General features: G+C 31.9%; 14 protein-coding genes and 1 riboswitch. Of the genes, 4 read left to right on the top strand and 10 right to left on the bottom strand.

Features of this window, described 5'->3' with window-relative positions; genetic code table 11:
- Positions 1-199: 199 nt before the first annotated feature.
- On the top strand, positions 200-1,420 hold the full coding sequence (locus tag L3B98_RS13255; RefSeq protein ID WP_238917029.1) for a multidrug effflux MFS transporter: 1,221 nt from the start codon (positions 200-202) through the stop codon (positions 1,418-1,420).
- Positions 1,421-1,862: 442 nt separating this feature from the next.
- On the opposite strand, the gene L3B98_RS13260 is transcribed toward L3B98_RS13255, so the two are convergent.
- The 3 genes from L3B98_RS13260 to L3B98_RS13270 form a co-directional block, all read right to left on the bottom strand.
- Complete coding sequence (locus L3B98_RS13260; protein WP_238917030.1) at positions 1,863-3,002, bottom strand: dockerin type I domain-containing protein; 1,140 nt, start codon at positions 3,000-3,002, stop codon at positions 1,863-1,865.
- Positions 3,003-3,036: 34 nt separating this feature from the next.
- Positions 3,037-4,518, bottom strand: coding sequence for a cellulase family glycosylhydrolase (locus L3B98_RS13265; RefSeq protein WP_238917031.1), 1,482 nt, complete (start codon positions 4,516-4,518; stop codon positions 3,037-3,039).
- 691 nt (positions 4,519-5,209) lie between these two features.
- Positions 5,210-5,746, bottom strand: coding sequence for a CPBP family intramembrane glutamic endopeptidase (locus tag L3B98_RS13270; RefSeq protein WP_238917032.1), 537 nt, complete (start codon positions 5,744-5,746; stop codon positions 5,210-5,212).
- 353 nt (positions 5,747-6,099) lie between these two features.
- On the opposite strand from L3B98_RS13270, the gene L3B98_RS13275 reads away from it, so the two are divergent.
- Positions 6,100-6,696 carry an accessory gene regulator B family protein gene (locus L3B98_RS13275; RefSeq protein ID WP_238917033.1) on the top strand — a complete coding sequence of 199 codons (597 nt, stop codon included), beginning with the start codon at positions 6,100-6,102 and terminating at the stop codon, positions 6,694-6,696.
- A gap of 20 nt (positions 6,697-6,716) precedes the next feature.
- Positions 6,717-6,806, top strand: a riboswitch (cyclic di-GMP riboswitch).
- Between the two features lie 177 nt (positions 6,807-6,983).
- On the top strand, positions 6,984-7,715 hold the full coding sequence (locus L3B98_RS13280; protein ID WP_015391956.1) for a LytTR family DNA-binding domain-containing protein: 732 nt from the start codon (positions 6,984-6,986) through the stop codon (positions 7,713-7,715).
- A gap of 316 nt (positions 7,716-8,031) precedes the next feature.
- On the opposite strand, the gene L3B98_RS13285 is transcribed toward L3B98_RS13280, so the two are convergent.
- Complete coding sequence (locus tag L3B98_RS13285; RefSeq protein WP_238917034.1) at positions 8,032-8,217, bottom strand: hypothetical protein; 186 nt, start codon at positions 8,215-8,217, stop codon at positions 8,032-8,034.
- Positions 8,218-8,350: 133 nt separating this feature from the next.
- Between L3B98_RS13285 and L3B98_RS13290 the strand changes: the two genes are divergently transcribed.
- The gene (locus L3B98_RS13290; protein WP_238917035.1) at positions 8,351-9,025 is read left to right on the top strand and encodes an ATP-binding protein; all 675 of its coding nucleotides are present in this window, start codon (positions 8,351-8,353) and stop codon (positions 9,023-9,025) included.
- A 69-nt stretch (positions 9,026-9,094) separates the two neighbouring features.
- On the opposite strand, the gene L3B98_RS13295 is transcribed toward L3B98_RS13290, so the two are convergent.
- From L3B98_RS13295 to L3B98_RS13320, 6 genes are all read right to left on the bottom strand, one after another.
- Positions 9,095-10,513, bottom strand: a complete 1,419-nt coding sequence (locus tag L3B98_RS13295) for a dockerin type I domain-containing protein (protein WP_238917037.1) — start codon at positions 10,511-10,513, stop codon at positions 9,095-9,097.
- 28 nt (positions 10,514-10,541) lie between these two features.
- A complete protein-coding gene (locus L3B98_RS13300; RefSeq protein WP_238917039.1) occupies positions 10,542-12,368 on the bottom strand; it encodes a glycoside hydrolase family 44 protein in 1,827 nt (608 codons plus the stop codon).
- A gap of 25 nt (positions 12,369-12,393) precedes the next feature.
- The gene (locus tag L3B98_RS13305) at positions 12,394-14,535 is read right to left on the bottom strand and encodes a glycoside hydrolase family 9 protein (RefSeq protein ID WP_238917041.1); all 2,142 of its coding nucleotides are present in this window, start codon (positions 14,533-14,535) and stop codon (positions 12,394-12,396) included.
- A gap of 271 nt (positions 14,536-14,806) precedes the next feature.
- On the bottom strand, positions 14,807-14,950 hold the full coding sequence (locus L3B98_RS13310) for a cyclic lactone autoinducer peptide (RefSeq protein ID WP_015391951.1): 144 nt from the start codon (positions 14,948-14,950) through the stop codon (positions 14,807-14,809).
- A gap of 180 nt (positions 14,951-15,130) precedes the next feature.
- Positions 15,131-17,746: a glycoside hydrolase family 9 protein gene (locus L3B98_RS13315; RefSeq protein WP_238917042.1), complete on the bottom strand. Its 2,616-nt coding sequence runs from the start codon at positions 17,744-17,746 to the stop codon at positions 15,131-15,133.
- 417 nt (positions 17,747-18,163) lie between these two features.
- The gene (locus L3B98_RS13320; RefSeq protein ID WP_238917043.1) at positions 18,164-20,389 is read right to left on the bottom strand and encodes a glycoside hydrolase family 48 protein; all 2,226 of its coding nucleotides are present in this window, start codon (positions 20,387-20,389) and stop codon (positions 18,164-18,166) included.
- Positions 20,390-20,908 lie beyond the last annotated feature (519 nt).

Genomic DNA, 20,908 nt, shown 5'->3' on the forward strand with positions numbered 1-20,908 from the left:
TCACTCTATATCCTAAGTATATATAGTGATGCTGATTTTACTGAGGAATATCTAGAAGAATAAACTCATTCTCCAACGTCTTCACAAAAAATAAGATTGGACGGAAGGCTTATAGTACGAAATCCGCATAATGCTGGTGAGGCCTCGGACAAATAAAAACAAGCTAATCAAAAAAGCATTATTAAAATTGGAGGAACATATGGAAATTATAAAAGACAATTATGTAGAAAAAGAGAAAAAACAAAAATATTTAGGAAAAAAAGGCTTTCTAGCGTTTATAACGTTACTAAGTGCATTTATTCCATTATCTACAGATATCTATTTGCCAGCGTTGCCAAAAATGGTAGAAAGCCTTAATACAAATACTAGTATTGTAAATCTTACATTAATACTTTTCTTTGCTTTTTATGCACTAGGAACTATTTTATGGGGACCTCTTAGTGACAAATACGGAAGAAGGACGATACTAATCATTGGGCTTACTATATATACTATCGCTAGTATATCATGTGTGTTTTCTGGTAATGTATATCAACTAATTTTATTTCGTATTTTGCAAGCTATTGGTTGTGGAGCAGCAACTGCAGTATCTACAGCAATAGTAAAAGATTCATATAGTGGAAGGAAGCTTGTAACTGTTTTAGCTTTAGTTCAATCAACGGCAATGTTATCACCAATAATTTCACCTGTTATTGGAGCTATGATTTTAAGTGTTCTTTCATGGAGAGGTGTATTTGAAGTATTGGGAGCCTTAGGCATTTTAACATTAGCTGGAAGTATAGCTATGGAAGAAACTATTGAAAAACGATATACTGGAAGCATAATAAGTTCCATAAGCAACATAGGAGTGGTATCAAGAAATAGAGGTTTTATGTCTCTACTTATTACTTTTTCAATTATGTCAATTCCATCTATGTCATTTATATCAGCATCTTCTTATATTTTTGTTGATGGTTTTGGATTAAGTCCAAAAGTATATAGTTACTATTTTGCAGCAAATGCTGTTTTCTTTCTTCTAGGACCATTGGCATATGTAAAATTATCAAAGCACTACAATAAGATTCCATATATAACAATAGCATACATCGTTATGGCTATTAGTGGATTTTCAATGCTTATAACTGGTAATTTAAGCCCCGTTATATTTATGATTTCCTTAATACCTGCATCATTCTTTGGAAGCTTAATTCGTCCACAAACAACAAGTATAATGCTGAACCAGATACCTGAAGAAACTGGTGCGGCGTCTTCTCTTATAAATTGTGCTTTAACATTATTTGGATGTATAGGCATGATTGTGATTTCTTCTAATTTTTTTAATAGAATAATCATTATGGGACTTATGTACTTAATAACCTCAGTTATAAGCTTAATCCTTTGGCTCATTCTTTCAAAAAAACATGAATATAATATTGTTTAAATAAAAACTTAAAATGAAATAGGCCACATATTAAAATGTGACCTATCTCCATAAGGAATTCAGTTATATAGATATCCAAATTAATAATCAAACTTCTAAATGAAATATACATACATCATTGAGAAATTATAATCGTAACACTACACTAGAAATCAGATACATTTTTCTGGAAGCAGGCATGTGAAATTGAGCTGATGATGGTTGTTAATGGTGGCTTGTTTCATTTACAGCTTGTCCAAAAAGTAAGTGTCCAAATTTTATATTTAGAAACACGAACTTTCTCCCTGGAGCTTTTACATCTGGAACACGCTGAAATGGCGACAAGCCACCATTTAGAACCTTCCAGCGAAAATTTCACTAGTCCTGTGGAAGATAAATGTATTTGATTTCGGTAAGTTACCACATATGTTTAATTCTTGCGTTGGATATCTATATTAAGTATTTATTCTAAAATTAATTTTTTCAAAACAAAAAGATCTCCAGTATTTATTCTATTATCTCCATTTATATCTGCATTTTTTGTATTTATTGTATTTGACGAATCCATTATATATTTTTGCAATGCTATATAATCCATTGCATCTTTGCTTCCATCATCATTCACATCTCCTAGCCTAACTTCTGGCTCAACATTTGAACTTTTCCCTAAATTAATAGCTTTTCTAAAAGCTTCTAATGCGCTTTCACTAGAGTTTATTCTCCAATCAGTTTCTTTGTTTTCATTAAAACAAACAACTGTATTAATCAAGTTATATTTCTCTGACCTTATATTATTAAAAGCGTCTTCATACCATTTTGCTTTATCTCCACCTTTTTCTGCTGATGAAAATTCAGATATTGCCATTGGTTTATTTTTTATTTTTAATGCATTATAGGCTTGTGAAAATATTTGATCAAAAGATTGCCAACTACTCCAGCTTTGAGTAGTTCCCCAATTATATCCATCTATAGATATAATATCTACGTAGTCATCTCCTGGGTAATGTCCCAAATAACTTGCACCTTGTCCAACACTTGAAGCATTAACATTAAAATCCCATTTAACATTAGCAGCTCCTTCTTGTCTAAATATATCTACAACATGCCTAAATGCAGCTACATATGTTTCATTTGTATTTATCTTACTATCTCCCACAGCCCATGCATACCAATTACCATTTGCCTCATGAAATAATCTTATAATCATTCTTTTATTGTAAGCTTTTATATCCTTAGCCATTTGTCTTATATAATTATCTTTTTTTCCATCTCTTATATCTGCATTTGAAAGACCATGAGCTTCCCAAGTAAGTGAAGCTATCGAATTATTTGCATATATGGCATCGAAGTTTGGCTTAATATGATCAAAATCGGTGTTCCAATCAATAAACATATTAACTACATCAAGATGCCTTTGTTGTAAGTTTTGAAAATCTGTCAATCCTTGTGCAGCCGGCCAGCTTCCAATCCATGCTCCATATTGAAGTTCCCTATTGTTTTGAATCTCAGTACTAGCCGAAGCAACTTGTACATTTCCAAACATGATCAAAGTAACTATTACCATTGATGCTAATTGTAAAAATCCTTTAAGCCTTATCCTCAAAACACATCACCCCGTTTTATTTATTATTTTATGTTTATTGTAAAATTAATTTTTTTAAACTTAATAAATCTGCAGTATTAATTCTATTATCTCCATTTATATCTGCATTTTTTGTATTTATTGTATTTGACGAATCCATTACATATTTTTGTAATGCTATATAATCCATTGTATCTACACTTCCATCGCCATTTACGTCGCCTAATTTAACTGCCGGATTAATATTTGTATTTGCTGCTACATGGGTACCATTCTTACCCAAATTAATTTTATGATCTAAACCAATAAATTTTCCACTTTCTTTTTCCTGCCATAAAGTAGGCTTAACAAGCGCCATTTTAGCAGTATCTACAGTTTTAAAATCATATCCAAGAATTCCACCTGTATCACCAGAATTAGGATTTAAACACCAAAATGTATGATTTATATTATTTTCTTTAATAAAATCTGCTAATCCCTGCATCCATTTTTGATTATCTGAACCATCCATGTTTCCACCCCATTCACCTATAAGCAATGGAGCAATATTTTTTTGTTGGATATAAAACCAATTTGGTTCCCATACTTCTTTCACTAGACTTTCTTTAGTAAACCCATTTTCAAACCAAGGTTGATTTGATACCCCTGGACCATAATCATGTGGGGAATATACTACTTGATTAGGATGATTTTCTATTTTTATAGGATGATCTTGAACTCCCCTAAGATTACCGCCCCACCAAGTTCCATAATAATTATTTACATCTTTTGAACTATAATCCTTACCTTCTTTAGGATATGTCTCCACACCCTCTACCATAATTAAAAGGTTGGGATTAATATCCAAAATTTCTTTGCCAACCTTTTCTGCCTCATGCTTCCAATTGTCTGCATCAGTTGACTCATCCCATTTTGCACATTGTTCCTGCCTATAAGCTTTACCATGTGGTTCATTAAATATATCCATAGCAATTACAGTATCATCATTCTTGTAATGATTAGTAAGCCATTTCCAACATTCTTCATAATCTTCAACACTATATTTATCCGTATACCATGCATTAGATTGACTTCCATCTATCACTCTATGCATATCAAGCATTACTTTTATACCCTTTTTCTTGCAAACACTTACAGATTTATCAAGTATCTCTAAACTGTTCTTATTTTTCAAATCTGGATTAACATAATCGTTAATTGAATCAGGCATTGGATAATTTCCTTGTCTCCATTCATTAACTAATTGAACTGACAAGGGTACTCTTAATAAATTAAAACCATTATCTGCAACCTTGTCTAAAATATCATCTAATGTATTTGCCCATAATCCATGATATGAGTAATTTGGTGTTTCATTCCCAAACCAAGCAATACCAGTAAGCCTTACTTCATTTCCCTCTGCATCAAAAATTTTACTTCCATCAGTGTGAAGATAATCATCACTATTATCATTTTCTGCTGCTAACACATTAATTGGTGCCATTAGCGAAAATAACATAGTCATGATTATAGCTATGTAATTCACTTTAATTTTCATTCACCCACCTCCTAAAAATATGACAAAATGACTCTTTATAACAAATAAATTATTATATACTTATCGCCTTTATACAAGCTTATAATCACTAATATCTTATTTTCATTCCTAAAATAATATCTATCTCACATTTGTTGCTTTCGGCCTTAAAATTGCGCTTTCAAGAAATGTGCACCTTAGAAAAGGCAGCTATGCTGCATATAAGAACATTCCCTTAGAAAGAGCAGCTATGACCTTATAAAAAGAGCAGCTATGCACTCATAAAAAGAGTGGCTATGCCACAATAAGGAACTTTACTGCAATACGGAACTATCTGCATATAAGAACATTTTATGCAGGCGAATATGATTTGTTTTTTATTCTTTTTCTTATACACACTCAGTTAAATAGTCTTTTTCATATATTATCCACAGATTTTACTGTATTATAAATTCCTCGTAAAGAATAAAAAAATCGCAGGCGACTGTGGAGCCGTAGATTTTTTTACGCATCTGCCTTTTCGAACGCATGTGAGAAAAATCTGGCAGGCGAATATGATTTATTTTTTATTCTTTTAAGATATTAAACCTAATTAATTAGTCTGTTTCAAAAGTTATCCACAGATTGTCCAACAATATAATTTCCTATAGAATAAAAAAACAAATGACTGACATATATATAAATCATATACTATCAGTCATCCACTTTTAATTTACAATCCCATCCATATACATAAATTATATATAGAATGGCATATTATTGGTATCCACAAAGACTTATATTCCTTAAATAAATATCCTAATGCGAGACTCACCGCTCCAATGCTGACTGTTGCTTTTAAAAGAGGCGTATTACTGCTCATCCATACTGGTATATGAAATAATACAAATATTACTGTTGTTAACAAATTAGCTTTCCAAAAATTCATATGATTCCATAACTTTTGCAATAAAAATCCCCTAAACGGAATCTCTTCAAAAAAACCTACTAATAAACCACTTATCCAAAGCAATCCCAAATTTGTGTTAAACTTATCAAAACCAATAATTGTATTTTTTATAATTATTAACACTACAAAGATTATACTTATTACACTTCCAACAATCACACCTTTTCGGGAATTTCCTGTTAACTTCAGATATGCCAATACATTTGCTTTTTCCTTAAATTTTATATAAAGAATTACTGGACTAATACATATTAATAGATACATTAACAAACTGCATATATAATATTTTACGTCAAGCATTATATAATCACCTCCATTGAATAAAATTTATACAATAGTCTTAAACATTTTCATAATTATGTAAATATACATATTATCTCCATTTTATAACAATTAATTATAATAAATTTAGAACTCGTTTTATTAAAAAGTCAATACCATTGTAATAAAACGTCCATTTTTAGGCATAAAAAGAATATTTCAGAACATCAAATGTTAATTTTTACTTTTAATGCTTAATTTTGTACGTTTAGAGAAAAATATATTTATTTAATTTAAATATTATGAGAAGATATATTTGTATATAATTTAGATTGCAGATAGCAATCTAAATTGAGTATGTTGTTAACGTTAACCAAAAAAGGACTGATTTTATGATACTTTCAAAACCATTAAGTGAGAAATGTACAAAATTTATAAAAAACAATACCTCAGCTTCTGCTGAAGATTTGGAAAAAATTCATTATGGAATATTAGTCATTTTTTTGACTATATTTAAATCTATTATTTTATTTGCTACCGCATATTTTCTAGGAATATTAGAATATACCCTTACTGCTTTTCTAGTTTTTGCAGCTCTTAGAATTTTTGCTTCTGGAGTTCATGCAAATTCGACCTTCCAATGTATCATTATAAATTACATACTCTTTTTCGGAAATGTTTACTTAAGTTTAAATATACAAAGAAATCTATTATTAGTATCTATTTTATTTTTAATAAGTGTTGCCCTTATATTATTATATGCTCCTGCTGATACTGAAGAACGTCCTCTTATAAGCCTAAAATTGAGAAAATCTTTAAAGATAAAATCTATTATAGTTATTATGGCTTTCTATATTTTAGCTTTATTGCTTCATAATAACATATATACCAACTTAATAACCTTTTCTATTTTAGAAGGAGCCTTAGTAGTTACGCCAATAGCTTACAGATTATTTGGTAAAAAATATGCTAATTACAAAAATTTATAAATCTAGTAATAATAAAAATACAATGCTAATAGCACACTTACTGAAAGGTAGGGCCGCAAAACTATGAGTCTAAGGATAATTTAATTTTCTATGATTGTCAGGTTGCCAAAATGTATTTACACAAATTTTAAGCTTTGTTTTGGTGCCTATAATTATATGGGCACTTTTTCATTTTATGTAGAAATGTATATGATACATAAAGATCTTGAAGAATATAAAACAAAATTTAAGTAAAAAGAATGACTATAAGAACTACTTTGTACTTAAATAGTTTTAGGGGGAAAATTATGAATAATATTATAATCTGTGAAGATAATCTAGATCAAAGAAAAAAAATTGAAGCCATTATATCTAATGAGACTAAAAAATTCAATTGTAAAATTGCACTTTCTACAAACAATCCTCACGAAGTTATTCAGTATATTGATAATAGTCAAAATAGTTTTATCTATTTTTTAGATGTAGACTTAAATAGTGATCTTAATGGCTTTCAATTGGCACACTTAATAAGAACCTATGATCCTAAGGGATATATTATATTTTTAACTGCTCATGCTGAATTAACGCTTCTTACATTTCAATATAAAGTCCAAGCCCTTGATTACATAGTTAAGGGAGATATTAATGCAATAAAAGTTAAAATAGCTGATTGCCTTAATGCTGTACATAATAATCTAAATGCTGCAAAAACAAAAAATGATAACAAGCTTTCAATAGATGTTGGTAGTAATGTTATTTTTTTAGATTTTGATGAAATTCTTTTTTTCGAAACTGCTGGCAAAGAACATAAAATTTCAGTACATACTTTTAAAGGACAATATGAATTTTACGGTACCTTAAAAAACATTGAACAAGCAGTTTCTTCTAATTTTTATAAAACTCATAGATCATATTTAGTTAATACTAAAAAGATTAAATCCATTGATAAAAGTAAGATGATTGTAGAAATGACAAATAGTGAGATTTGCTATGTATCCTTAAGGTATATAAAGGGGTTGTTGAAGAAATGCTTGAAATAGTACTTAATATACTTTTTCCGTTAATTATCATGCTTGAGATTCTGGTCCCGGCTCTAAACTTTACTTTTTTTGTAAAGCCTAATAAAAATATATTAATTAAATTCTCAATAATAATATATATATTAATCGGTTATTTCTTTATTAATACCAAAGCTGCCTTGCCTATATATGTAATGCCGCTTTGCATTTTTACTTGTTTGCTATTAATATATAGAAATTTTTTTATTTCTGTTATTTTTTCTGCTTTTATATGGATATTACTATTTATTTCTGATGCTATTACAGGAGCAATATTAATATATCTATTAAAATATAATTATTCTGACATAAATGCTAATCTTCTATTAAATTTCATGTCAGAACTTCTTATTCTTCTTAATGTTTTTGTTCTAAGTAAAATTATTAGACTAATCTTATTAAAGATTTCTAGTCGAATTGATATTAATATTAAAATTTCAAATAAACCACCTATTGCATTTATAATAAGTATTCTATTAATCATATTCTTATACTACCAATATAGTTTAAAAGATTTTGTAGTAACATGGAATAAAAATATGCTTCTATTTAATGCACTAAATTTATTTATATTTTTTATATTAATTACAACTATAACATATTACTGCTTTACCATTTTGGTAAACAAACATAGATCTAAAGAATATTCTCAATTGCAAAATTATACAAACATGCTTGAAAATATGTATTCAGATTTAAGAAGCTTCAAACATGATTATTTGAATATTCTTTCAACTTTAGCAGGCTATATAGAAACTGACGATATTAATGGATTAAAGAATTACTATTACAATGATTTACTTCCTGAAAGTGATGAAATTGTAAATAAAGATATGTCTTTGTCTTACTTATCACATATTAAAATTAGTCCCTTGAAGGCCTTGTTATCTTCAAAGATTGTTAATGCACATTCAAAAGGTATCGATGTTAAAATCGAAATGGCAGATGATATAGAACTCATTAATATGAGTGTTATTGACATATGCAGGATTATCGGCATTCTTCTTGATAATGCTATAGAAGCCAGTATTTTATGTGATAATAAATTTATTCATTTTGCTGCCATAAATACTGACAATGAAGTTATTTTTAATATACGTAACTCCTGTTTGAGTTCTACACCTCCTATTCATAAGCTGTACCAAAAAAACTTTTCTACAAAGGGAGAGGGAAGAGGTCTTGGCTTAAACAATGTTAAAGATATAATCAATAAACGATATAAAAATGTTCTTTTTAATACTACAATTGAAGATTGTATTTTTGTTCAAGAACTATTAATACGCAATAAATAAAAATTTACAGGCAGGTTATAAAAAATAACCTGCCCTTTTTTCAGCAATAACAACTTATTCCTAAAACTTTTATCCCTCTAAAATTATTTTTCTTAATGCAAAAAGATCTGCTGTATTAATTCTTGAGTCCTTATTTACATCTGCATTTGCTTTATTTATATTACCTGTTCCTACAAGTAAATATTTTTGTAGTGCTGTATAATCCAATACATCAACTGCATTATCTTCATTTACATCTCCGAGCATTACAGAAGGACCAGTTGTAGCTCTGGATTTAGCATTCATTACTTTTGCATTATCAGAAAGTAAAGTAGCTATGTCACTAGGATATATTATACGGAATCCATCATAATCTGGATATAAAGTTCTGTTATCAAATCCAATGCCTGATAACATCCAAGGCATTAATCCTGCACCCCCATTATTTATTACTGCATTTCCCCAGGTTGTATAAACATTTAATTGATTGTTCTTAATTCCATATTCCTCAAGCACTGCTGGTTTATTTACTAAATTTGCAGCATCAATATGATCCTTAATATATTTAGTTCCCCAATCTACAGATTCATTCCATCCATCTGGATATAAATGGAATGTCCCATAATCTAATGTAGGTATACTAATCAATTTATCCCAATCCACACCTTCACCGCCAGTATAGTTCCAATCCCAATTATACTTTGCTCCATCTCTCTTAAAGAAACCTTCATCTCCAAGTGCAACAAGGTGCTTTGAATCTATGCTCTTTATATATTCACTCATTTCTTTTGCCCAGTTATAAAGCGTTTCCCCAGTTGCATCTGACTTACATCTAGGTTCATTACCAAGTTCCCAAGTCATAATTGTTGGATCATCTTTATATTTCACTCCAGTATATGTGTTTGTTCTGTTTAAGAAGTGATATATATAATTTTTATAAGCTGTTTTACATGCTTCATTTGTATAAAATGCATCATGATTGCCAGCTCCAGTCCATTCAACATACTTATCCATTCCGCCAAAGTCCTTCCAATTATTCACAAATGGAATCACAAGTTTTATTCCAGACTCCTTAGCTTTTTTCACAGCATAATCGAAATGCTTAAATCCTTCTTCACTATAAACGCCAAGACTAGGTTGTAAAACTACATCGCAGCTTGATGCTCCGTCAATAAATCCCCATGTTCTCATAACCTTTGAACCCATGGCTTGAGCGTCAGCAAATACATCATCTACCATATAATCTGGTGCATATGGTAAATAGTAATTATTTTGTCCCACAAAATAGAAATCATGTCCGTCTACTTTAAACTTATTCCCATCACAGGTTACAAAGCTGCTGGTGCTAATATCCGAATTAGTACTAGAAACTACATCTTGATTAAGATTTTTCTCTATACTTGAATTAATCGGACTTATTTCTGCTGCATTTCCATGTATCATCGGTACACATGAAATTGTAAGTGCATATGCTATCAAAAGTGCTACGCCTTTCTTTACTTTAAACATTTTTATCTACTCCCTTACCTTAACTTTATTATTCATTTATCTTTTTTCTTAGTTCAAAAAGATCTGCACTATTTATCTTTCCATCACCATTAAGGTCTGCATTTTTTAACTCAATTCCAGCAGAAGGATTCATTATATATTTTTGAAGTGCAATGTAATCTAAAACGTTAACTTCTCCATCATTATTTACATCCCCAGGCATAGTTGTTGAACCTTGCTTAAGATCTAACACTATATGGCATGCTGTTAACTTTGGAACTGTATATTGGAATTTATTATCTGTAATATTTGTTATAGGAGTTCTTTCTGTAATTTGAGCGCTACTTTCATCAAAAGCCCACACTTTTCCTGATTGATAAACTTTATTTCCTCCAATATTAAAACTCATAGTCATAGGCTTATCATAATTTTTATTAATCATGATTACATGTAATTTAGAAGGATCCTTACTGTCTAAAGCAGAATATACAGATGAATTATCAACATCAGAAGTTTCAGCCTTAACTTTTATATCACCATAAGTTGACTTTTTACCATCATAATTTCTATATAGGTTAAACGCTGCTTGTGTGTAATCACTTTTACCATCAAATGGCCATAATGCTGCAAAATATACATTATTCTTACCAAAAATACCCAATGTATCAGCTTGAGCAATTCCACCTGATATGTGATTATTTCCACCAAAATTATACTCTGTTATTCCAAGTTTTGTTCCTGGATAATAGGTATTTATTGCACTTTGCATCTTAGGAATTATTGGAGTAAAATCTCCACACCATTGACCAATCCAGCTGTCTTCTTTAAAAGTTGAATCCCATAAGGTTCTAGGTGCTTGTATACGAGCCTTATTACAATCAACATTTGTGTCATTGCTTTCAGTTACTCTAATACCACCACCAGTAGCTTCTGAATAATAATGAATATCAAATACATCTAATAATCTTCTTCCATCTTTTTCAGATGCTTTTTTCATATTATCTAAATAATACTCTGGAAACCACTTGTAATTTCCTTTTACACTATCCCAATCTGGAGCACTTTGTAAGCTTTGATATGCACCCATTCCATATAAAACTGGTCCAAATATTTCTGCCTTTGAATCCATATCCTTTACCATCTTCGCATAATCTGTACCTTTTGATATAAGTTCTGCGCATGTAACTTTGTCTTTATGGATTCTAGGATGAGTACCAGACCAAAGCCCTGGCTCATTATCAAGACTGTAGCCTTTAATACCTGTTGCAGTATCTGATTTACCATATTTAGATATTAGCGAATTCACAAACTCATCCATATAAACATAATTATCAGTTAAATCTGGTGTTTGGGAAAACGCACTTCCTTTTCTTACTTTAACCTGATCCCATCTTGCTGAAGGTGCTGCTTCACTTTCACTTACAGATCCATTTTTGTCCTTGGCAACGTATCCTGCCAGTTGTAACGTAGCAAGAGAATATGTTGAACCATTTTTTAAGGCTTCATCATGAAAATTAGTGACTACTTCTCCTGGTATATTTTGAGTGTCATATGGTCTATTCATATTTAAATAATTGTCACTACTATGCTTCCAGTCACTTCCTGCATTTGAAGCATTATTCTCCCAATTATATCCTGTGAGCCTATTTCCACTAAGTCTGCTTGCAGTTGCTACTTGTGGAATTGTACCTTCATTTCCATTAGAATCATAATTAGCGCCATAAATATATGGACTAATTTTAGCATTGTCAGCACCTGTATCAATGCTTATGTTAATAGAATTTGTCTCTTCTGCATGCACACTTGTCACTGGTAAAACTGATGTAATCAATGCGCAAGCAATCAAAACCGCTAACCCTTTTTTTGTTTTTATCATTTCACTCTACCCCATTTCATTAATTTTATTGTTCAATTATGGTTCTTCTTAATATAAAAAGATCACTAGTATTTACTCTTCCATCACCATTTAAATCTGAATTCTTTAACTCTATACTAGCTGAAGGATTCATTATATATTTTTGCAGTGCAATATAATCTAAAATATTAACTTCTCCATCATTGTTTACATCTCCAATTATAGCTGGCTTATCCCCTTTATCAGGTGTATTTCCATAAACCAAAACATTATCATCATATACAGGTATATTAGATGTTTGAAGCGGTGTTCCTCCAGGTACAGTTGAAATTCCCTTGTATGAGAAATCATTAGAATTATCCCATGAACACTTTTCTGGCGCTGACATTCTAAATTGTACTTCCTTTCTATAGTTAGGCTGTCCTCCTGGGTATATTTTTGTTCCAGAAAAATCAACATTTACATAATATATATTCTGTGCTTCATTCCAAGGTATTAAATTAGACACCTTAGCTCCTTGATTGTAATTTGTTGAAATTGTTATATCCTTTGAAGTATAGCCAGCTTTTATAATTTCACTAATGTCTATAAAATATTTAAAGGAAAGCTTATCTCCAACCTTTGCTGGCCAGCCTGACTTATTATATAATAACGCCTTTATTTCCATAAAATTCGGTCCACTAGCATTTACCCCAGCTTCCGCATAGAATTCATCATTAGTTTTTTGTTCTATTGCTTTAAAATCTTTTATAGGTTCCCCTCCATGTTTTCCATACATCTTAGCTAAAGCTCCTACAAAACCTGCATTATAATCACATGCTGGCTCATTGCATCTGAAATTCTCTACATCATCCGTATAAGAATCATTTGAACTTGGTCCTCCAACTAGAGCACCATATAAAACATGGCGATTATAACCTGGAACCTTTTTATCATCTAACCAAGATCCTTGTGCACCTCTATGATGTGGATTTTTAGGCGAATTTTCATCAAATCCCACTACAAAACTTCTTCCTGTACTTCCAAGGGCATAATTAACTTGGCTTTCTAAAAAATTGTTATATGTTGAAGCTTTTTCCTTAGAACATCCTGACCAATCAGCATAGACACCTGCTAAAAATGCTGTGGTTGTAGCATATCTTAAAGAACCCCAATCACTCAACCATGCTAATCCTTTTGGTGTATATGTTACACGTCTTCCATTATATCCAGTAGTCCAAAAATCAAGATTCCTTTCTATACTTTCTTTGTATGTTTCTTTATTAGTTATTTTTGCTAATAGCAGTTCTGCACCATAATGCACATCATCCCAGCAATGCGCCCATGCATAGGATATAGTTGAAGTCTGCTGTTCTACGCTCCAATGCGGAACATAACTTTCTGCTTTATCTAAATATGTGCTGTCTCCTGTAGCCATGTAAAGCCATGTTGCAGCCCATGAAAGTTCATCCCAAAAACCACTATTAGAAGTATAATACGGAGATGCAGCTTTATATCCAGAATCACTTCTTGTTTCATCTGCAAATTCAAATAGTTCTTTGGCATGTTTCAGGCATTTTTGTGAGTATTCAGAATCACTGTCCTTAAAAACTAAGGCTGCTGATGCAAGAGATGCTGCTGTTTCAGCTGTAACTGTAGACCCTGGATTATTTATATCTACTTTATATGATGGTCTTTTCATCTGCATTACTTCTGGAGGCCCCCACCAAGAATGATCCTGCCCTCCATCACCTACTTGGTAATAATATACATCTTTTTCTGGATTGCATTTTATAAAATAGTCATTTGCCCACTTTATTTCATCTTTAATGTACTTTAACTGTTCACTCTTTTCATAAGCCTCCTTATCTTCATAAAGTGACCAGGCAAGCATGGTTGACGTATATGACATAGGCAGATTAAATTTCACATGATCTCCGGCATCATACCACCCACCAGTAAGATCTAAGCCTACATCCTTTCCATCATCCATCCCTGAATCACTTCTCCAGTTATCTCTTTTATCATTAGGTAATTTTCCTGAACGTTGAAAATCATAAAACATTATTGATTTTTGCAGTGCTTCTCCATAATTGTATTTTATGCTGCCTTCATCGGCCTTAACTTTTATTGGACATAAAGTTCCAATAAATCCTGTTAAAAGTATAATTGAAATAATTGAAGAAATGTATCCTTTTCTCTTTAGCATTTTATATCCCCTCCTATCCATTTTCTTTTATTATCTATCAAATTATTACACTTTTTCCACCTTTTTTCCCAAGTTTGCACTAATTTTTCATAATATAATATTCTAATTTCTTATTAGTTTTTACGACCAAATTGTATTATGTTATGCTTTTTTATAAAATATAAATTTAAGCACCTTTATAAATGAGGGCTATAAAAAAAATCCCATTGACATAAATAATTAATATGTCAATGGGATTTTTCTTTATATAGCCTTTACAATTAAGTTATAACTAATCACGCTTGTATAATGATTTAGGCATTTTAACTTCTTCAAAATGGCAAGAAAAACACATACTTGATGAAGTTGCTGCAACAAACATTGCTGCTGCTGAAAGTCCCATAGCGACTAAGCCCTTAATTCTAGATATTGTCATTATTATCCCTCCCATAATTTATATTATTTTAAGTAATTAATCCCTTACAATTAAATTTCCTTTATTAAGTGTGCAACATTTTGAATTTAAGATGTAATGGGATAATATTACTTATATGACAATGTTATCGTTAACACGTGATAATTATACCATATTTCCTTATATTAGTAAAATATTTTTTTAACTATTTATAATTGTTTTTCTTAATGCAAAAAGATCTGCTGTATTTATTTTTCCATCTCCATTTAAATCGGCATTTGCAGTATTTATATTACTATTCGATGGATCCATTATATATTTTTGTAAAGCTATATAATCCATACTGTCAACTTCACCATCATTATTTACATCTCCCTTTACAGCATTTCCACCTTTCTGGCCTCCATTATCATCCATATAAGAGCTCATCCATGCAAATGGAGCATTCCAGTTAATTGTAACTTCATTTGTAGACCAAGATTCTATATTATCCATAAAGCATTTTGCTGCTGGTCTTGAACCTGGTTTCCATCCTGATCCTTTAACCCATGGATCTTCTAAACCTGAATTTGGTCCCCCTGCCATAGCACCTGCTGGAGCCTTAGGGAAAGTATTATCTGTTTGATATGCCCAGAAACGATGATGTGGATTTTCTAGTGGATTGCTTCCATAGCCTGTAATGTAGCTTTGTACATTTGGATTACATCCTAATATATAATCCATTGACCTTTCAGCACCATTAATATATTTATTATCTGTTTTATCACTAAAATCATTTGCATAAGCCATTACAATACCTTCATTAACTACTAATGAGTTAGATCCCCAAGGATATCCTTTACCTGATTGTGCAGAACCATCGCTTAAAGGTGAACCATATGGTCCTTCAGTCATAGGTGTACCATAACCTTCTTTGTTTTCGTTAGTTATAAAGACATCTGCTGCTGCTTTAATATTTTTCTTAGCAGTATCTACATCTTCTTTTGGTAATCCATTAGGCACAAGAGCTAAAGTTATTGTTCCTAAGCCTTGTACATTTCCCCAGTCGAAAGGACCTGTTATTCCATTATCCTCTCCTCCTGTTAATGATGTTGGCATTTGTAAATAGTATTTAGAACTCTTAATATAATCTAAATATTTACTTTCACCAGTTGTTGCATAAAGTTCACATGCTGCCCAATAAAATTCATCATCAACTTTATTGTCTCCATATGCACCGCCTCCAATAGCTCCTGTTAGTGGTGCTAATTTATCTGGATGTGCCACTGCTGCATCCCATGCTTTTTCAGCTGATGCTAAACATTTACTTGCAAAAGCACTATCATAACTCTTCCAAAGACGAGAACCTTGTGCTGCAATAGCTGCTAAATTTAACGTCGCTGCAGTACTTGGTGGCTGTAAGTAACGCTTTTGTGGATCTTGGTCTGGACGTATTCCAAGAGCTGTCCAACGTTCATCATGAGCCTTATGGTGTACCATTCCTGCAAGTTCATTGCCATCTGGTACTTGCATTTTTAAAAGTGTCTGTAAATTCCAACGTGATTCATCAAGAATATCTGGAATTCCATTTCCACTCTCTGGAATATTCATTGTTCCATCTCCAAAAGGAGCTCTCTTAAGATCTACCTTATTCTGTAATGCACGTTCATATTGATTCATCATTGTCCATGTAGATATCCCACCGTTAACAACATATTTACCATGATCCCCTGCATCATACCATCCGCCGGTTACATCCAATGTATAATTTGCTTTATACCAGGTATTTGGTGCATTGCCTAATACATCACTTGGATGCCCCGCTGGCCTTGCTAAATCTGCCCTTCCAGCATAATTCCCTTTTATTTCAATCCCACTTCTATTATTATAGAAATATTTTATGGCATCAGATTTCATTTTTGAATAGATAGTATTGCCAATATCAAATTTCATGCTTTCCTTAGGAGAAACATCTGCTGAATCTACTGCTAATTTATATCCTTTTCCTTCTGTTTTAAAATCAGAAAAGTCAATTGTATGAACATTATCCCCTGATGCATGATCTTTTCCAAATACAGTTGTTTGTCCTGATTTTACAACATTATTGCTGCTATCTAATAATCTCCATGCTATAGGTGTAGTTGAACTAGAAACTACAGTTGCTTTCTTTTCAAGATCTGTAAAATATCCTACTTGATTTACTCGAACAGCATTTGTTGGTTCTTCTGGTTCTTTATCGTATCCTGGAAATTGAGGATCTTTTAGATTTATATTATCAAACGAAACTGTATAAGGAAGATTAGCCGCTAAACAGTCTCCAGCAAGATGGAATGCAAATTCACATGCATTTTCTGTAGGATCAGTCATAGTAAAAGTTTCTTTAACAGTTACAGGTTGATTAGCTTTTAGGCTTAATGGTTCCCAGCCTTTATGATTGTAATTCCAATATTCTTTATATTCTTTTCCTTGCTGTCCTATCTTAGGATATACTTTACAATCTGCTGTAGCTTTTACTGTGAAGGATACTTCATAGGTGTGTCCCTGTTCAAGGGTTAAGCCTCTATGACGGAATTGAACCCCCCATCTTGTATCCTTTGATTTTGTTTCATCAGGTGTTTTAATTGTTACATTGTAAGTTCCATTATCTATATCGAAGTCCGCATCAGCTGGGTAAGTCTCAACTTGGTTCCAAGGTAATCCTACACCATTATCAAAAGTATTGTTTTTTATTAAGTTTCCTACAGAAACTTTATCAGCTGCATTAGCAAAGGTAGTTGGAACAAAAGACATAAATAAACTACCTGCAAGCATTAAACATGCTATTTTTTTCCTTATCATTGTTTTCCCCCCCTATATTTTCATATTGCTAACTAAATATAGATATACAATTTAAGAGTTTAACTTATAAATAGACTATACATGCATCATTGAGAAATTATAATCGTAACACCACACTAGAAATTAGATACATTTTTTTGGAAGCAAGCATGTAAAATTGAGCTGATGATGGTTATTAGTGGAAGGTTGTTTCATTTTCTGCTTGTCATAAATTTACTTTAGGAACATGCAGAAATGGGTGCAACCTTCCACTTAGAACCTTCCAGCGAAAATTTCACTAGTCCTGTGGAAGATAAATGTATCTGATTTCGGTAATTGTTGCATAAGTATAATTCTTGCATTGGATATCTATATATACAACTTATATATATGTGTTATTTAGTTAGCTTTACATAAACTAATTGTTATCCTATAAGTTTATTGATTATCCAATACCATTTTTCTTAATGCAAATAAATCAGCTGTATTTACTCTTCCATCTCCATTTACATCAGCATTTGCAGCATTTATTTGCGTAGCTGGATCTAAGATATATTTTTGTAATGCAATATAATCTTGGATATCAACTGTTCCATCACCAGTAACATCTCCTTTTAGAACGCTGTCAGCTGGGAATTCCTTAGATAAAATTGAGTAAGTACCATTTGCTATAGCAGCTTCTGATTGTGCCCAGAAACGATGATACTTAAATACTGGAGCTTTTCCTTCTTTATAAGCTTCTTCTACCTTTGCAAAATCTGGATCTTGCTTATATTTAGAACGAATGTCTAAGAATGATACACCTGGTTTAATTTCATCTCCATTAGGCATTTTTCCACTCCATCCATCTGGAACATATACCTTAGTATCAAATACCTTACTATAATCAGCACGTTCTTCTTCTACTGATAATCCTTTGCTATCTTGGTCTAATTTCCACATACGATCAAGAAGTTCTTTTGCAAGCTTCGCAGAGTCTTTATCAAATGTTGAATACTTCTTACTTGCTGCCGCATAATAAGTTAATGTATTAGCTAATGATGATGTTACTCCAACATCTTGTGAATAATCTTTTACATCCACATGAAGACCTGGATTTCCTGTATACGTTCCATTCCATGTATCTGGTTGTCCTGACCATGTTAAGTTATTTGGTATTGCATAAGTTCCATCATCATTGAGTTTAACTACACTCTTAACCCATTTTGTCCATTTATCAAGTACAGCTTGTGCCCTCTTATCTCCTGTTTTGTAATATAATTCAGCTACACGTTGCATTGACCATGTTTGCATACCAAACCAGTTGTTACTTGGTGGATCATGATATACTGGCTGCCAGTCATAAGCCATTCCATAGAAGGTTGGTGTACCTTCTGGGTATTTTTGATAACTTCCAGCATCAGTTGTGAGTGAATTTGTTGCTCCACCAGCTATACCACCTTCTGAAGATTGAAGCCATTGATATAATTCCAATTGACGATCTAAACTCTTATTCCAATCTGACGCACCACCGGATGATTTAGGTTTAAAATCTGCATCCTTTGACATTACCCATGCTGTCATTGGATTTTGATATCCAAAGTGATTATGACTGCATCCTATTTTCCAAGACCAGTCTCCACCAGCGCCACCGCCCCAAGCATAATACCATGAAAGTAAATAATGCTGACCAGAAGCCTCTGTTTGCTGATCTGCTCCTACTCCAATAGGTTTAAAATATTTATCAAACATAGAATATCTCAAGTAATCACCCATTTTTGATGCTTTACTTACATATTTACTAACATCCTTACCTTGAGTTTTTGCCCATTCATCAGCCCAATATGTCGCTTGAATAGCACGAGCATCAGCATCTGGTGCATCTGTATAACGCCATTGCTTTGAATAATTATTGTCTCCTGTAAACAAATCTAAATATCCATTTCTACCTCCCCATTTAAAAGTTTCATAGGATGGTTGAGGTACTGTTTTCCAAACTGATTCTTCTGATCCTCTTTGGAATGTGTTTATATATGCTGGAGCATTACTATTTGCATCTCCACGATTACCATAGCCATACCAGTTATCAACATCAAGAAGCCAATGCATTCCATACATTTCCCCTGAACCATATGCATTTTTTAACTCATTGTTAATTGGGTCTTTTCCAACTGGTGTTCCAAATAGTAATTTACTTGGATACTTATTTATAGTTGGATATTCATTAGCAAGAGTTGCTGGGCTATTCGGATTATACGCATTCATTCCCGCTTGATCTTGACCATGAGGAATAATATATTTATCTGCTGAATCCCATGCATTTTTAAATTCATTCCAGTTACCTGTGAATTTTCCATACATAGCTTCAAGCCACATATAATAACTATACGCTTCACTTGTTGTTTCATGTCCATAATCTGGTGCTTCACACATAAATGTTTCAACTGAATGATATGGTACTTTTAAAGTTGTTCCCCCATCAGTAAAGTTCTTAAAATATCCATTCTTAGAATCATGAATTTTTCCCCACATAGTCATGAAACGTTGTTGATATTCATCAGTTTGAGCTGTCGAAGCATTTTGAGCTGTAGTAGCAGCCATAGCTGCAGTATTGAAGAACGGTGTTAAACAAATTGCTGAACACATAACAGATGCAACTAATATCTTTAACTTTGCTTTTATCATTGTATTTCCCCCCTATAATTTTACCAATTAAAATTGGCTGTAAGACAATCTAATTAATACTTTCTATACAATGGCTGATCTTTGGTATATCAAAGAAATATTCAGCCAGCATAATCTTCTCTGTTTTAGCCAGACTTATAGTTTAATGTATTAGCAAGCACAATACACATTATTTATCTATTATTTTTATCTCTTATTTTGAAGATCAGCCAATGTATTTTTTAACTTTTTTATATAGATATCCAATTTAAGAGTTTAACTTATAAATGGAATATACATGTATAATTGAGAGATTATAATCGTAACACCACACTAGAAATCCGATACATTTTTCTGGAAGCAGACATGTGAAATTGAGCTGATGAAGATTATTAATGGGAGCTTGTTCCATTTTAGCATGTCCAGCTTTTACATCTGGAACACGCTGAAATGACAACAAGCTGCCATTTAGAAGCTTCCAGCGAAAATTTCACTAGTCCTGTGGAAGATAAATGTATCTAATTTCGGTAATTGTTGCAT

Origin of the sequence: Clostridium sp. YIM B02555 (assembly GCF_022320955.1) — a bacterium.
Lineage (GTDB): Bacteria > Bacillota > Clostridia > Clostridiales > Clostridiaceae > Clostridium > Clostridium saccharoperbutylacetonicum.

What these genes read in the sequence shown, in the direction of transcription:
- L3B98_RS13305 (WP_238917041.1), bottom strand. Translation starts at nt 14,535, where the DNA reads ATGCTAAAGAGAAAAGGATACATTTCTTCAATTATTTCAATTATACTT.
- L3B98_RS13315 (WP_238917042.1), bottom strand. Translation starts at nt 17,746, where the DNA reads ATGATAAGGAAAAAAATAGCATGTTTAATGCTTGCAGGTAGTTTATTT.
- L3B98_RS13280 (WP_015391956.1), top strand. Translation starts at nt 6,984, where the DNA reads ATGAATAATATTATAATCTGTGAAGATAATCTAGATCAAAGAAAAAAA.
- L3B98_RS13320 (WP_238917043.1), bottom strand. Translation starts at nt 20,389, where the DNA reads ATGATAAAAGCAAAGTTAAAGATATTAGTTGCATCTGTTATGTGTTCA.
- L3B98_RS13295 (WP_238917037.1), bottom strand. Translation starts at nt 10,513, where the DNA reads ATGTTTAAAGTAAAGAAAGGCGTAGCACTTTTGATAGCATATGCACTT.
- L3B98_RS13285 (WP_238917034.1), bottom strand. Translation starts at nt 8,217, where the DNA reads ATGATTAATAGAATACTTATTATAAATGCAATAGGTGGTTTATTTGAA.
- L3B98_RS13270 (WP_238917032.1), bottom strand. Translation starts at nt 5,746, where the DNA reads ATGCTTGACGTAAAATATTATATATGCAGTTTGTTAATGTATCTATTA.
- L3B98_RS13310 (WP_015391951.1), bottom strand. Translation starts at nt 14,950, where the DNA reads ATGACAATATCTAGAATTAAGGGCTTAGTCGCTATGGGACTTTCAGCA.
- L3B98_RS13255 (WP_238917029.1), top strand. Translation starts at nt 200, where the DNA reads ATGGAAATTATAAAAGACAATTATGTAGAAAAAGAGAAAAAACAAAAA.
- L3B98_RS13275 (WP_238917033.1), top strand. Translation starts at nt 6,100, where the DNA reads ATGATACTTTCAAAACCATTAAGTGAGAAATGTACAAAATTTATAAAA.
- L3B98_RS13300 (WP_238917039.1), bottom strand. Translation starts at nt 12,368, where the DNA reads ATGATAAAAACAAAAAAAGGGTTAGCGGTTTTGATTGCTTGCGCATTG.
- L3B98_RS13265 (WP_238917031.1), bottom strand. Translation starts at nt 4,518, where the DNA reads ATGAAAATTAAAGTGAATTACATAGCTATAATCATGACTATGTTATTT.